Source organism: Candidatus Poribacteria bacterium (genome assembly GCA_009839745.1).
Lineage (GTDB): Bacteria > Poribacteria > WGA-4E > WGA-4E > WGA-3G > WGA-3G.
Genome location: VXPE01000122.1, coordinates 1 through 14655, shown reverse-complemented (window position 1 = coordinate 14655; position 14655 = coordinate 1). Strand labels below are relative to the sequence as shown.

10 protein-coding genes are annotated in these 14655 nt (G+C 45.2%); all 10 read right to left on the bottom strand.

Going from position 1 to position 14655, the window contains the following annotated elements; all coding sequences use genetic code 11:
- Positions 1-144: 144 nt before the first annotated feature.
- Positions 145-996, bottom strand: a complete 852-nt coding sequence (locus F4X88_19235) for a 4-hydroxybenzoate octaprenyltransferase (GenBank protein ID MYA58417.1) — start codon at positions 994-996, stop codon at positions 145-147.
- A 285-nt stretch (positions 997-1281) separates the two neighbouring features.
- Complete coding sequence (locus tag F4X88_19230) at positions 1282-2535, bottom strand: DUF2088 domain-containing protein (protein MYA58416.1); 1254 nt, start codon at positions 2533-2535, stop codon at positions 1282-1284.
- A 145-nt stretch (positions 2536-2680) separates the two neighbouring features.
- Complete coding sequence (locus tag F4X88_19225) at positions 2681-2980, bottom strand: M48 family metallopeptidase (GenBank protein MYA58415.1); 300 nt, start codon at positions 2978-2980, stop codon at positions 2681-2683.
- Positions 2977-5850 carry an HsdR family type I site-specific deoxyribonuclease gene (locus tag F4X88_19220; protein MYA58414.1) on the bottom strand — a complete coding sequence of 958 codons (2874 nt, stop codon included), beginning with the start codon at positions 5848-5850 and terminating at the stop codon, positions 2977-2979. Before F4X88_19220 ends, F4X88_19225 begins: the two co-directional genes overlap by 4 nt.
- 28 nt (positions 5851-5878) lie before the next feature.
- Entirely contained in the window at positions 5879-6454 is a 576-nt protein-coding gene (locus tag F4X88_19215; protein MYA58413.1) for a hypothetical protein, read from the bottom strand.
- A gap of 11 nt (positions 6455-6465) precedes the next feature.
- Positions 6466-6654 (bottom strand): type II toxin-antitoxin system HicA family toxin, encoded by a 189-nt coding sequence (locus tag F4X88_19210; GenBank protein MYA58412.1) that lies wholly within the window; start codon positions 6652-6654, stop codon positions 6466-6468.
- 238 nt (positions 6655-6892) lie between these two features.
- Positions 6893-8131: a hypothetical protein gene (locus F4X88_19205; GenBank protein MYA58411.1), complete on the bottom strand. Its 1239-nt coding sequence runs from the start codon at positions 8129-8131 to the stop codon at positions 6893-6895.
- Positions 8131-12249: a hypothetical protein gene (locus F4X88_19200; GenBank protein ID MYA58410.1), complete on the bottom strand. Its 4119-nt coding sequence runs from the start codon at positions 12247-12249 to the stop codon at positions 8131-8133. The genes F4X88_19205 and F4X88_19200 overlap by 1 nt, the downstream gene beginning before the upstream one ends.
- A 1-nt stretch (position 12250) precedes the next feature.
- Positions 12251-13645, bottom strand: a complete 1395-nt coding sequence (locus F4X88_19195; GenBank protein MYA58409.1) for an IS4 family transposase — start codon at positions 13643-13645, stop codon at positions 12251-12253.
- A 198-nt stretch (positions 13646-13843) separates the two neighbouring features.
- Positions 13844-14551 carry a LamG domain-containing protein gene (locus F4X88_19190; GenBank protein ID MYA58408.1) on the bottom strand — a complete coding sequence of 236 codons (708 nt, stop codon included), beginning with the start codon at positions 14549-14551 and terminating at the stop codon, positions 13844-13846.
- Positions 14552-14655: the final 104 nt, after the last annotated feature.

The following is a 14655-nucleotide window of genomic DNA, read 5'->3' as shown; positions in this document are numbered from 1 at the left end:
TTTTTTTAACCATGTGCTTCTGGACGGCGTTTCCGTTGTCAACGCCGATCTAAAATTGTTAAAAATTCTGTTTCAGATTATGAAGGGTCTGTTAACAATTGGAATACTGCAAGGACAACGGACGTAGCAGCTCAGATTTAATAGTTAAAAAAACAATATATCGGTGATTGAAAGTGCCATCAGGACCAGGCTAATCATGCCGTTCAGTGTGAAAAAAGCGAGGTTAACACGAGACAGATCCGTCGGTTTAACAATAGTGTGCTCATAGATAAAGATAAGCACCACAATCCCGACACCGATGTAATAAAAGAGCCCTAATTCAACAAGAAGTGGAAGTCCGAGGAGTAACAATACCGCGATGACGTGTAAAGCGGACGAGAACCATAACGACCACCGAATCCCAATTTTCGCCGGAATCGAGTGCAATCCGTGCTTCCTATCGAAATTAACATCTTGACACGCATAGATAATGTCAAATCCGGCTGTCCAGAGGAGCACCACGAGACAGAGAATTATGGGGGGCAGCGCAAAACTGCCTTGGATCGCAATCCACGCGCCCACAGGTGAAATAGAGAGGGAAAGTCCGAGCCAGAAATGTGAGAGCGCAGTGAAACGCTTCGTATAGGAGTACCCCATAACGACAGCAATTGCAACAGGCGACAGTGCGAAGGCGAGTGGATTCAGTTGCCACGCCGCAAAAACCAACAGTCCCGCCGACGCAATTGTGAAACCCCACACAGTGCTCTTCGTGATTAAACCCGCAGGAAGCGCACGCATAGCGGTGCGTGGATTCTTCGCATCCAACTCGGCATCGGCGAGTCGGTTAAATGCCATCGCGCAGCTACGCGCCCCCACCATCGCCACGAGAATCCAGCCAAATTTTGCCAGCGCAGGCAACCCGTCTGCAGCAATAAAGGCACTCATGACCGCAAACGGAAGCGCGAAGATCGTGTGTTCAAATTTAATCATCTCCAAGATGATCTTGAGTTTCCGCATTTTTTTAGTTATGGGAATATAAGCAATATTAAGAAATAAATTCCCATTTTCCCGGAGGCCGCGAACCCGTAGGGGCGGGGTTTCCCCGCCCGTTCCCAATGGATAATGTGCCTATTTAATATTCAAAATTGCTTAGTCATCGTTCCACGATGATTTTGGGTTAATCCTGATCGAGATCGGGAGTTGTAAAGTGTGCTAAAATTTCAAAGTTGTAAAGTTGTTAGAAACGATAGAACTCTCTTACAACTTCCTAACTCCTCAACTTGCAAACTTCCAACGAATCACTTAGAACGGTAATAGATTGCCTGCTGCGTCAAACGCAAGCGGTTTCGTCTCGCCGATAACCTCTAACCTTGAGTGCAGTTTCGCGTCTTCAAGCAGCACTTCAGAGATGTCGAGTTCCGTTAATCTCAGGGTGCTCTCAATACGGATAACCCGTGCGTCCTCCGGCTCCGTGAGACCAATGGTGTCGAGTGCCACTTCAATCGCCTCCCGATCCGTGTCGTAGTAGAACGGGATTTTCGATTTCTGCGGTCCAAGTGCTGTGATACCGTTCATATAAGTAGAATGTCGGTCAATCTTATCCACGAGGCGGGTCGTTGTGAAGTCAGCGAGTCCGATACCGGTGGCATTGCCATCGCTCTCTTCGGTGAGGTCTCGGACAAATATTCGGAGAATCGCCGGTTTTGCGGGTTCCGGCTCAAAGTTCTGCATCATTCTGCCGATGACGTTTGTATCCATACCCGTGCCGCTCATGTTTTTACCTGTCCAATCCACGATGAGCAGATCCAGATCGTCGAACGGGAGTCGTCCCATCAGCGATTTCGCCTCAACAAGCAGTTCACGTTCGGTTTGAAGGAGTTGTGCGGCGGGCATCGCGACCGCTTTCGCAGTATCTTCGTGTGCGTTCTCAATCAAACCGATACCGAAAGCGATCTTGCCGCTATCGAGGATGAAACCCCCCACAGCAGTGATAACGTGCTCAAAGCCGTACTGAAAAAATGCGCGGTGGTAGAAGTTTGCTCCCTGTTGTTTGCCGAGTCCGATAACCATCATCTTCATCAAGCCGCTCTCGATGGATCCGTTGAAATCTGTGTGCGCCTTAATGCGATTGAGCGGGATAACGTGATCCGCCTCAGCGGCATACCGATCAAAAAAAACGGGCAAACCATCTGCTGTCTTTCCGAGTTCCACGACTTCCATTGTCGCTTTCACCGGTGCCCCGACGGTTTCTTCGGTGATACCGTAATGCTCCAGCACACTCCGCTGTCCTTCCGGAGTTGCACCACCGTGGCTTCCCATTGCTGGAACGACAAAGGGGTGCGCACCGAGTGTTTTGAGATAATCAGCAGTCGCCTTGACTGCAGTCGCGACATTCGCAACACCGCGGCTCCCCGCGGTAATAGCGACAGTCTCGCCGGGTTTAATAATAGCAGCTGCGTTAATCCGCGCCAGTTCCGCGTGGATCGCTGCGGGGAGATCGGTGAGAACGGGTGCCTCAAACCGCTGTTGGATCCGTGTCATTTTTGGAAGTGCCATATATTTCTGTCCTTTATGTTTTCACCTATCGGTGAACTTTATCGGCAATTCTATCAGAAACGGGGTAGGGATGCAAGGAAAATATAGTGTAGCCATCAGCAGTAGGTAGTTAGCCACACACGGTAGGGTCTTTCACCCAACCGCTTCAAAACGATTTCAAACGATCCTGCCGCTCTTCCCAATCCGGAAGATACGCAGACATGAAATTCTTAAACAACTTACCGTGATTCGGGACAAGCAAATGCACCAATTCATGAACAATCACGTATTCCGTCAACGCCTCCGGCAAATTGAGTAGGTCGATGTTGAGCGTCAATCGTCCCTTCATTGATATAGATGCCCATTTCCGCTCCATCTGACGGAGATGAATCTCCCGCACCTTCACACCGATACGGTCTGCCCACTGCCCTACTGTCCCTTTCAAATCCTCTCTACTGGCGTTCATACGCGCTCCAACCGCAATAATTTATTTGTTGTTTCAATGAGTTCTTTTGTGCCAACGGTAGGTCTTAACGTTTTATAGAGCATTGCCCTCAACTCTTTTTCTTCTTGCTCATTCCACTGATAATCGGAAAATTGCGCGAACACTTGATCAACGGCTCGCGCCTGATCTGGATTAACATCTTCTATAACATTTTTGAGAACCGTATAGACTGCGAAGGTATTCTCATCCATGCCGAGGCGTTCGCTTTCTCTTGCGGCAAGTGAGCATTCCTCTGCTAACCGCCGGAACTCAGCCAATATATCTTGTGTTGCAACCTGACGGCTTTCATAAGACTCTGTGACTGCTTCTGCGCGTTCCCCAATAGAAATCAGAAACGGTTTGGAGCTACCTTCATTTGCCACCGTCCTATGCAGTGCTTTCTGTAAATTCAGTACCTTGACTGTATCGGATATATCGCTCTGATCCATTTGCTGCAAGGTATCCGTGCCTAATTCATAAACGGCATCTGGTAAATCAAACAGATGGCTCTCCGTATGCGTTTGTAAGAGTTCTCGCGTCTTGGCAGTCAATTCCTTATCAACGTAAGTCCGATCGGAATATGCATTACGAATCAATCCATAGAGGGTTGCTAATGCCTGATAATCCGCTATAAACGGACGTAAAAAGACATCCGGTGAAAGTATGTCATACAGATTTTGCAACCCTTTGAAGAGCTTGAAGAAAGCCTCTCGATCGTCTTTGTCCTCAAAATGCTCAATAGCTCGTTCTTTCGCCTTGTCATCCCAACCAGTGGTAAGAGGTAAATACACCGCTGCGTCTTCACGCATTCGTTTGGCGAAATCGTTTTTGAGGACATCAATATTCCGAATCACGCTTGTTACTTCATCGGAATGGAAGGCGAGTGCCTTTTCGAGGTTTTCAAAGATGCCGACAAAATCTAATACGAAACCAGCAGGCTTCACCAAACCATCTTCGTCCTCATAAGGGCGGTTGACCCGCGCGATCGCCTGCAACAGCACATGATCACGCATCGGCTTATCGAGATACATACAATAGAGAATCGGGGCATCGAAACCGGTCAATAACTTCTGGGTTACAATCAAAATCTTCGGCTGTTCATTCTTGTCAATGAATTTTTTGCGAATGTCCTTTTCCTCGTCTGAGGCGCGGTGATACGTTTTCATAAATGCAGCGTCTTGATTGTTTTCAGAATAGACCACTTCTGAATACTCCGGCGATAGATGTTTATCCAATGCCTGCTTATACAACGCACACGCCTCACGGTCCACAGCCACCAGAAACGCCTTGAAGCCCATCGGCTCTACAGTGTCTTGGAAGTGTTTGGCGACATATTCAGTGATGCCATCTACCCGCTCAGGTGCTTTCATCATCTGCTTCAACTGAACAGCGCGGTCAAGGATAGCGTTGAGTTCCTCCAGATCGCTCATTCCTTCCGTTACGACGAGGTTTAGAAATTCCCGTTCCAACATCTCTCGGTCAACCCGCAAATCGGAGGAGGCAAGGGCGTAATTCAACGGCACAGTGGTGCCATCTTCAATGGATTCCACGATTGCGTATTTATCAAGATAGCCCTGTTCGTCGTCTACACCGAACACCTTAAAAGTTCCTTCGCCTTTGGAAACCCTGTCAATTGGCGTGCCGGTAAAACCGATATAGGTCGCATTCGGAAGAGTTGCCATCAAATAGTTTCCGAAATCGCCACCGGTTGTCCGGTGCGCCTCGTCAATCAACACGACGACGCTCTCACGCATGTTAAGGTTCGCAGGTCTCTTGTCGAACTTATGAATCATGGACACGACCAAGCCGCGATAATCGGAGGATAGAATTTCTTCCAAGTCGTCCTTGCTCTGTGCGACCTCAAGCGTGGTAATGCCGTAACCGGTGATGTTTCTAAAAAGTTGGCTCTCCAGTTCATTCCGATCAACGACCATCAACACCGTTGGCTTTTCCGCCTGCTGCTCGCCGCGTAGGAGACGGGCAGCAATCGTAATCATGGTCAGGGTTTTACCACTGCCTTGTGTGTGCCAGACAAGCCCGCGCCGTTTGTTTGGATCGTGAACCCGTTCAATCACCTTCTCCACTGCCCGCGTCTGGTGCTGACGCAACACAATTTTGGTGAGTTGATCGTCTTTGCTGTGGAAAATAATGGATTGCTGTAATACTTTGAGGATACGATTGCGGTCGAAAAAGGTTTTGATCTTCTGTTCGTAGTTGGTGGGTTCGTCGGTTTTCCAGTTGAACAGATTTTTGCGGCTGGTGTTCCACGTCACGCAGTAGAAGAAGTCAAGGAGTTGTGTGACACCGAAGAGTTGTGCAGTGGTGAACATCTCTGGGGTTTCGCTGTGGTAGTGGCGGATTTGCTCAACACCGAGTGCCAATCCGTCCGGTTTGCTAGCGTTCTTTGCTTCCACTATTGCCACGGGAATCCCGTTAATCAGGAATACTACATCGGCGCGATTGCGTTGGGCTGCGTTTTGCTGTTCCCATTCATCGGTAACATGAAACAGATTATTATCGGGGTTTTCAAAGTCGATTAGGGTGACATTGCGCTCTCGGTTCTCACTGGCAACAAAAGTTGATCTTTCACCACGTATCCATAAAAGTGCTTCCTGATTTCCTTCAAGCGTCGCATTGAGCAAACCGAGTTGCCGTATAACGTCATCGCAGTTGGAATCGTCTACGATACCCTTATTGAGTTTCAAGAGTTGTGCTTTCAGGACATCAAGAAAGTAAAGCGCGGCAGTATTGCCACCACGCATCTGCATCGCTTCTGACGAAGAAACAGGCTGCCAACCGATTTCATCGGCGTATTTGAGCATCGGTACTTGGACGGCGGAGCGTTCAGACATAATGTCACAGAATTTTAGTCAGGAAATGTTATACGTGTGTAGAGGTAATATCGGTTTTTAGGCAGAGGCGTTCACCCGGTAGCGGTAGCAGGTCCTTGTCAATCTGATTGGGCTGGATGACTTCTAACGATGGGGCTGTTGGATCATCATGTGGAATTCTTATCTGGAATAGGATGTCATTTTCAGCTTTGGTGAACGCATTACGAAGGTCTATTCCACCAGAGCGGATAAGATTAAAACGTTCATTAGAAATTCCAACACGAAGCCATGTTTTATCTTGATCGTTTCCACCAACAGTAACAAGGTAAAGATGACCTGCAGAGTCTTTACATGAAAAGAGAGCAGGATCGTCGTTATGTACATAGTTTTCTACGACTTTGTGTATGCCAAGGTATGGAATATCATACTGAGCAGGGATGTTTAAAGACGGTTGCGGAACATCGTCACCGTCTTCTTGTAATCCTTCAATATGAAATGCGATAGCTTCTTGGATTAATGTTTGGGTTTCTTTTAACGTCTCACCTACGGTGATGCAACCGGGGAGATCTGGCACATAAGCACCGTAACTGTTATCACCCTTTTCATATATAACGACGTATTCCATTCGTTTATCCTTCATGACTTGAGTCCCGCTTGTTTCAGAACACTGTTGCGTGTGCCTTTTGGAACATCTTTGCTCATTTTGCCAGGAACCGTTACTTTGCCCTTTTTTGTTGGATGTTTAAATTGCCGATGACTGCCTTCTGTCTTGATATGATACCACCCATCATCTTCGATCAGTTTTATGAGTTCTCTTACCTTCATAGGATTTCCGCACGCTACCCTTTTGTAGCACAAACTTTTAGTTTGTGTCAGCAGACCGCCTGCGTTTTTTCGAGTGTCCTCATCTCATAGAGCATCCTACGGTCAAAACTGTGTAAGCCCTCAAATTATAGCATTTTATACGCAAAATCTCAACGGGTGTGTAAATATTTTGCCAATTGTCTGAATCGCTAATTATCACAGATGATACGGATTTCGCTGATTTTGGGAAGGCAAGTTGTCACTTCAAGGCATCAATCAGCGTCACAGCAGACCGCTGCCCGGTCATCAGTTCATCAAGCATAGCGTGGAACAGTTCGTCCAAGTGTTGTGCTTCTCGTTCAAGGGTTGCTATTTTTTTATCAATCGCTTGAAAAACGGCAGCGATGGCACGTTGTTCAGGTCGTGGTGGAAGTGCAAGGGTAAATTTTCCCAAAGAGTCCCACGACGTCCTTGGGTGGCTTATACCTGTTGATGTTGCTACAGCATGATTCAGGAACACTTCGGTATGCAGGAGATAGACTAAAAACCTTGGGCATGTTTTTGGGTTTGCAGTGAATACAAGAATATCGGTTGAGCAAATTCCCTCCATTTCAGCAATAAATGCTTTATCCAAATAAGCCCGCAATTTACCATACAAAACATCATCAGGATAAAAACGATTTTTCGCACTTTTCATCGCTGAAGCATCTCCCCAACGTTTCAGGATGCTCTCTCCCGAATCAATATGCTCAAGTCCCACAAAGTTTAGGTTCTGATTATCTTCAGGTTTTACATTTTCACGCCTTAAATCCGCTATCTCTTTGAGTCGAACAACCTCCCAACTCTCAGGAATCTTGCCGATTTCCGTTTGCTTGCGGGGTTCATCCTTCGTGCCGTGTGAAAAGAGGAAATCCATCAACGCTGCTTTGCGTTCGTGTTCTAAGGCAATCTCGCGTTGCCGGGTGAACTTTGCCTCTTGGATTGTTTGTAGGACGTGGGCAATGGCACGTTGTTCGGAAAGTGGAGGCAGAGGAATTGTGGTGTTTTTTACTGTTGTAGCAGTAATGGCAGGAAGCGGACCCGGATTTGATAGATCACCCAAATCAATGAATTCAAACCAATACAACAAATAATAAGGAATACATAAATCATAATCCCGAATCGTTACCCCCATCACGTTGTTGTCCACCAAACTTTTGAGAGATAGCATCCGTTTTTTGTTAGTATGAACAGCAGCACCCACTTTTGGAAAAATTACGGTATCTTTTGAAAATAATTTTGCCTTGAGCGTTTTAACTGTGTCCTCTTCTACCCAATTATTTGATGCATGCATTGAAGTTTCATTACCTGTTAGATTCATGTCCGAGACTTTGTAAAAAGGATATTTTCCTTCAATATTTCCTTGATACTTTATAGGAAACGCCGATCCGGCACGCACGTCAGCAATTTCCTCTAATCGAATGGTTTTCCAATGTTCTCGAAAATTCATTTCATGCATTACGAGTCCCCTGATACTTCTTGAATGTCGCGATATGTCTTAACTTCCTGAAAATTTTCATACGGATCATCAGGATTTTCAGATACTAAACGTCGGTTTCCCCAGATTACCCAAATTAGTTCTGCACCTATCTTTGCTAAATAGTGTTCCAATAAATCTTCTCGTAGGTATGTAAAATCTTGCTTGTCTTTCCATGCCTCGCCATAGCAAAAAGTTATTGACGCATGCTTGCCATCCTTTTCAAACAGATCAAAACTCTGGGGATGACCATATAGACTAAAGGTTTCTGCAATCTGCCGAATTGGAACTGTTACACTTCGTCCGGGAACAGCTACACTACTGGAATCCGACCAGTGGTTTTTCCTTACGGGAACTAACATCTCAAATGTTTGAAATTCTGGTTGTTCAACATCGACCGTTTCCGTTGTCAATTCAAGGCCTTGCTTGTGCAGTTGTGCTTCAATCGTTTGCCAATTTCTTGTTTCAATTAGATTCGTAATACTGTTTGTACCATAGAATCCTAATAATTTGGCAAAAGGATCTTCTGGTTCAATCAGATCTACGATACTATCCCAAAATGATTGCAATTCTTTGTTGGATGCAGGTTCACCATCGCGTAGAATAACTTGCTGCTCTTCAGGAACTAAAACCGTATCTATCTTTAATGGCACTTCCTTCCAAATGTTCTCTTGGTATGTATCACACCACGGTATCTCTCCTGCGTATGTGTAACCGTCCTCTGGACAGTACGGTACGGTACTCCTATCTATTTTCTCCTGCTTCTTCAAAATCTCAACAATTTCCTCGACCTCTTCGGATTTTACAATTAACCCTTGCAAAAAGGAAAACATATCACGATTGACTTGATTGTCTTTCTGACTCAGGAATCCATTCAACAGAATCCATGTCCCTTTTTCACCACAAGGGCCATCTATTTTTAAATACGATGTCAAATCTGGATGTGGGGTCTTGGATACCCACTGTTCCACAGATACTTCTCGATCTCCTAGGAAATCCTTCGTGACCAAGTTATGCTTCCGTTCCTCTATAGGGAAGCTCGGATCAATATCAGCGTTTAAAACACGCACATCGTCATAATAATCTGGAAGCAGATCCTTATCTCGTCGAAACCCGGCAAGTTCATAAAACGCTATCCACGAGTATTTTTTGCCGTACCTATCTATTTTACGTCCATCTGCTGATCGACCATATCTCTCATTTTCCTGGTGAAGCCGTTTGTCAATTGTTCCAAAACTGTTCAGTGAATATCCTAAATCATATATTCTCCAGAAAATATTTGCTCTCACACGCTTATATTCATGGTTTTCATAATCATAGTTGCCTCTATCCTTTACTAAACATCCCAGGGTATAATTCTCAAAATCCATCTGCAATGGGGCGGGACCTTTTTCATATTCACCTTTATTTTTATTTTCGCTTTCGCCCCATTCCCGAATTCCGCCGTTTGCAAACGGTGGAGAAATACGTTCGCGTTCATTACCTGTTAATAAGTCTGGGTGGTGTATTAAAGCAATATCAATTGTTCGCCTTGCATAATCCCGTGCTAAGATGTGCGTAGTTGAATGAGGAGCATCAGGCTTGAACATAGCTTCATACAATTGTTTCCCATACGAAGGTAATACCTCAGTTACAAAACTGGTATCCTCAAAATCGTTTTGTCGTGCCATTGCGATGCCGTAAGTTGCAGCTAACATACGTTCAGAAATATAAGGATCGTTAATTGTGAAAGACTGCATGACTAAAGCAAAAAATTCTTGAGGGAAACGTCGTCCGTACCAGTAAAGGGCTCGTGTCGCTTGATCGCGCAGAGGTCGCACAGTTGATGTAAGTATCCACATTATGTATTCTGCAAAAAGATATAAGTGCTCTTCTGATAAGTCTTGAGCATCTCGGCAAGTTTCCTCAAAGCGTGTCACTATCTCTTCAAGACTATAACGGTTATGTCGGACATATTCTGTCCAACTCAGGTCTCGTTCCGACATAGACAATGCCGAGAGTCGTTTTGACCAGAATGAAGCATTGAACGGATGATTGGGATGTCCAACGGTAGTTTCTGCTAACTTAAAAAAGAAATCGCGATTCTTCTGATATTGGTCAAAGAGATGAGTAACTAGATTGATACAATCTTGATTGATATATTTTGGGGAAATTTCAAATAAAGCACGTATTGATAAACCGAATGCCTTTTTATTATCCGGGAACTCGTGCAGAAAATGTCCTGTTTCGGCTGGTACAAGCGCAGCCAGACACCTGCTGATGTCTTCGTGCATCGGATGTAAAATTTGATGGTCTTTGCCAAATAGAACTGCTGTCGCCTTCTCACTATTTAAGAATCCATGCACATCTTCAGTTTGTTCAACCAAGTATTTTGCAATCAAATAACCGCCGAATAGGTCATAGGTAAAATGCATCACTTCACCAACACCTGTCCAATCTCGATAAACTAACAATCCTTCACTTTCTATGGCATGTGTTTTTGATGATTGCCAGTCCAAATGTTCACGGGATTGACCGTCCACAATCTGTATCAATTTTTCAAAAGGGATCTCGCGCCTTCTATGTTGCCATAAGTATTCTGCCATTTTCTTCAATGTGGGCTGTATTATGGGCGTTTTTGGGTGAAGTCTAAGACGATCGCAAACTGCGCGGTTACATTGATTCAAGTACTCGTCAAAAACTTCAAATAGCGTTTGCTCGCCAACATAAACTTGCACCTCAGTTTTGCGCTCACGATTTTTCGTTTCACAGAAAATCTTGAGGTAGATGGGATGTTCAAATTGTGCTAATGGTGCCCCCGTAAGATCAGCTTTAATCTTGTACGCGTTGAAGTACTTTTCAACTGCAGGCTTCACCTCCTCGTATCGATCAAAACCGTAAGCATAAACCAAATTTAGTGAATCCTTATCTTTCCAAATTATCTTACCTGGGATGATGTCTTCTCTTGCACTGACCTCTTTCCAAATAGGCTCTTTATAACTCTTGCGGCATGTTGTAATTAATACAAGGTTCTTTATCTCTATGATCTCCTGAACGAGTCCTTTTAGTCCAAATTCCCATACCTTTGAAAAAGTGCCATTATGGACGGATTCATTAAGCCCATCAATTATCAACGGAATACGGGTATGGTATGCTTCGGCAGCCGCTGATAGTGCTTGCAAAAAGTTGTGCCAACTATAGGATGGTGAAATGTCAAGAATATTCCGTAACTGTGTTTCAATTGGTTGTTCAGTGGTAAAGAGACTTCCTCGGACAAATAGGGCTGGTAATCCGTTTCTCAATCGATCATCACAGATATTGCAGGCGATATGGGTTTTGCCAATTCCAGCATCCCCGAGGATATGCAGATCCGACTCCCTGATAAGTCCGAGTCGCCAGATTACAGATGGGAAAAATTTATCCAATAAATTAGCAACCAAAGAATCTGGATGATGAACAAACCCTCTTGCATGACGTAAAGCTTGTTCTTCATATTCCTTTTCAATAGTGCATTTCATCTTTGATGTGCCAGATTCCCACCCAACTTTTCTATAGGCATCAAAAGTTTCGTAAAGTTGATCGAGTACTGATTTCCAGTCTATGGACTGCACTTCAGAGAGAGCTTTTTCACCTAAAAGATCTCTTGCTTGTTTCAATTGGACTTTCATGTTCATTAAGGCATCTTGAAGTGATTCAGCTGCCTTGATGACTTTCGACTTTTCCTCTTCACTCCACTCAATATATGGAATTTGACCTTTGAGATCATCAATTGCCTCCTTTAAATCCGGGAGTTTTCCCTCAAGTTTTTCAATCCATTTGATGATTTGATGCCCGAACGCTTCATCGCCTAAAAGCGCGTGAATGTCAGCGTCTACGTTTGTTTTGGTATGTAAGGACGAATCAAATTTATCACCTACGCCAGCTATCTGCTTCTCAAACTGCCCTTTAAACCAGTCAAGATTAAGTTCAAGTTCACCGAAGAAATAGTTTCGCTTTCCACTAAAACGCGGCTCACTCAACCAATTGTTGAAGTCACTATCTCCCCAATGTTCAGGTTCAACATTCATATTTTCGGGGATAGACTGGCATAGTGTGTTTTTAAACCAATCCATAGGTGTCAATTTAGGGGTTTTCCGTGGCCTCTTTGAGTTTGCGAAAGGTTGTGTTTTTTCCAAGGGTTCTCTGAAAAGTGCCCCCCTTTTCAAAAGTCTGTTTTATGGTTTTCAAAGTGTTGCGAAGTTGGTTTTTTGAGTGGTGAAAACTCGCGGCGATCTCCCTGGCGAATCCTATGATATATCTTGCTGCTTTGAAGAAACTGTGTTGTATATGTCGGTAGCCGGTTGCTAACATGACGGCATTTTGAATCAACACAGCGATGAGTTTGGCATAGATTTCAGAGAGGATGCGATAGGGTTTCTGGATTCGGGAGACGTGCATCTTTGAGAGACTTTTGAAACACTTGAAGATGAGTTGAATCTGCCATCGGATGCCGACGATGGCACAAATCTGTTTCGGTGTGAGTCGGTGTGGTTCTATATTCGTCATATAAAGGTTCCACCCTGCGAGACGTAAGAGCGTTTTTGAGGGGGTTTGGGCTTTGCGTTTGGCACGGTGTCGGATGGAGCATCGGCGTTTATTCGTTTCTGCTTCGGAAAGGCGTTGGGCGATGAGATACCCCTGAAGTTGCTTTGTTTTCCCGATGCGGATACGTTTGCGGCTGAAGGTGTTTTCTTCGGCTTTGAGCATGTTTTCTAAATCAAGTCGTGCCCCGGTTTCATCAGACAGATACGAGTTGGCTTTCAACCGGGAGATCCAGTAGATACCGTTTTCAGTAAGTTTCTCAAACTCATCAAGCGAAAAATACGCCAAGTCTGCGAGGCGTAAACTTCCCTGCGGGAGTGGCGAGGCGGTCTTCATGGCAGTGCTATCCGCCGTCACGGCATCGGTGAGATGGAAGTGTTGAAAGCCCCCCGTAAGCACATCAAAGCAGAGATGAAGTTTCAAACCTGTCTTCTGAGGATGATTCTTTTTCGGGGAACCTTTCCACGTCTCATGGAGTTCATCCGGGAGGCGAATATACGTGGAATCTTGAACAAAGACACCGCTAAACTCCTCAAGCAGCGCCGGGACTTGCCGAGGATGACTCACTTCAAGCATTTCCGTAACGGCTCCCTCAAGCGTCAGTTTCAACATTTCAGCGGTTTCAGCCGTCAGCCGCTGTTCAAGTGCCTGACGACTGCCTTGTATCCCCAAGGACGCAGCGGTTTCGGTGAGGTACTGATAACTCGCCTCTGGGTTTTCGAGCCATCCCAAGACCAGGATTTGCGTCAGGGCACTGCCGGTAAGTTTTCGTTTTCTTTCGACGAGTCCGACACCGACGGCGGCTTCATCGGGGAGGGTTTGAAAAATCGTTTGCATTTTATCAGGCACTTGTTGTAAAATGGACATTGGAAATACCTCTTTTTTTGTAGAATTAACCACTATTGCCTTTTCTACATTATACAAGAAGTATTCCATTTCACAGCACTTTTTTTACATGAAAAACACGATACCTTTTTCTAAAATTGACACCTATGGGGCGGTTAGAAACCGCACCAGGCATCGTTAGGAAATTACCGAATTACTAAATTAATCTTCATGAAACCTCGCCAGCAAAACGGAGAAGTGTTTTTGAGAAGCCGATGGGTTAGGTGAAAGACCCTACGGGTCCTTGAATTAGCGTTTAAGGTCTGCCCATTGTGTTGCGAGTTTACCCTTTGGTTCAACTGGTAAGAACGTTTCAACACTCTCCATTATCAGGCTGATCTCGTCCTCATCTAACGCACGCGTAAAGACTGCGACATCGTCCATGATACCCGCAAACGTCTCGCCACCGGAGCCGCCAAGACGGTAGGTCACATTGTTCCCCCGCGTCTCTTGGAAATCGGTCTCGGCGACCATCTCGCCATTCGCATAAATCCTGAATTTATCGCCATCGCCCAAGACAGCGACATGCATCCACTTATCCTTTTCGACGATCCCCCCTTCGCTCTGACACAGCACCGTCCACCCGGCGACCTGTCCGCGCCAAGAGAGGAGGCCTTGAACTTTGTTCAGGAAGAAGGTATTATGGCCGGAAGCAGTCGGGAGACTCCGCCAGATATGCTCCCACTCAGTCCCCTCAAAATTGGGTTTAATCCAAGCGGAAATCGTGAAGGGATCTGCTTTGAAAATGTCTCCATGGAGAGAGTCGGAAACTTGCAGCTGGACAAAAGCCATCGCATCTAACTCGATAGCGTCTCCAAATTTGCCTTTAACCCAATTAGATCCACCGTCAATCTCGCCATCATTTCCATTTCCAGAGGCATCCTCTGCGTTACCCTCAAAGGGATAGTATGCCACCAAATCCGGGTCCTCACCCGCAACTCCTAAAGTGGTGTTCATCAGCAAAAGGATGACCACTAAAACTACTAAAGTTTGGACAATTTTAAGAATTATAGTGAAGCCCAAAAATAAGTTGACATATTCTGAGATGTCTGCTACCTTCT

Coding starts and splice junctions, on each gene's coding strand:
- F4X88_19235 (MYA58417.1), bottom strand. CDS start 996: ATGCGGAAACTCAAGATCATCTTGGAGATGATTAAATTTGAACACACG.
- F4X88_19230 (MYA58416.1), bottom strand. CDS start 2,535: ATGGCACTTCCAAAAATGACACGGATCCAACAGCGGTTTGAGGCACCC.
- F4X88_19225 (MYA58415.1), bottom strand. CDS start 2,980: ATGAACGCCAGTAGAGAGGATTTGAAAGGGACAGTAGGGCAGTGGGCA.
- F4X88_19220 (MYA58414.1), bottom strand. CDS start 5,850: ATGTCTGAACGCTCCGCCGTCCAAGTACCGATGCTCAAATACGCCGAT.
- F4X88_19215 (MYA58413.1), bottom strand. CDS start 6,454: ATGGAATACGTCGTTATATATGAAAAGGGTGATAACAGTTACGGTGCT.
- F4X88_19210 (MYA58412.1), bottom strand. CDS start 6,654: ATGAAGGTAAGAGAACTCATAAAACTGATCGAAGATGATGGGTGGTAT.
- F4X88_19205 (MYA58411.1), bottom strand. CDS start 8,131: ATGCATGAAATGAATTTTCGAGAACATTGGAAAACCATTCGATTAGAG.
- F4X88_19195 (MYA58409.1), bottom strand. CDS start 13,645: ATGGAATACTTCTTGTATAATGTAGAAAAGGCAATAGTGGTTAATTCT.
- F4X88_19190 (MYA58408.1), bottom strand. CDS start 14,551: ATGAACACCACTTTAGGAGTTGCGGGTGAGGACCCGGATTTGGTGGCA.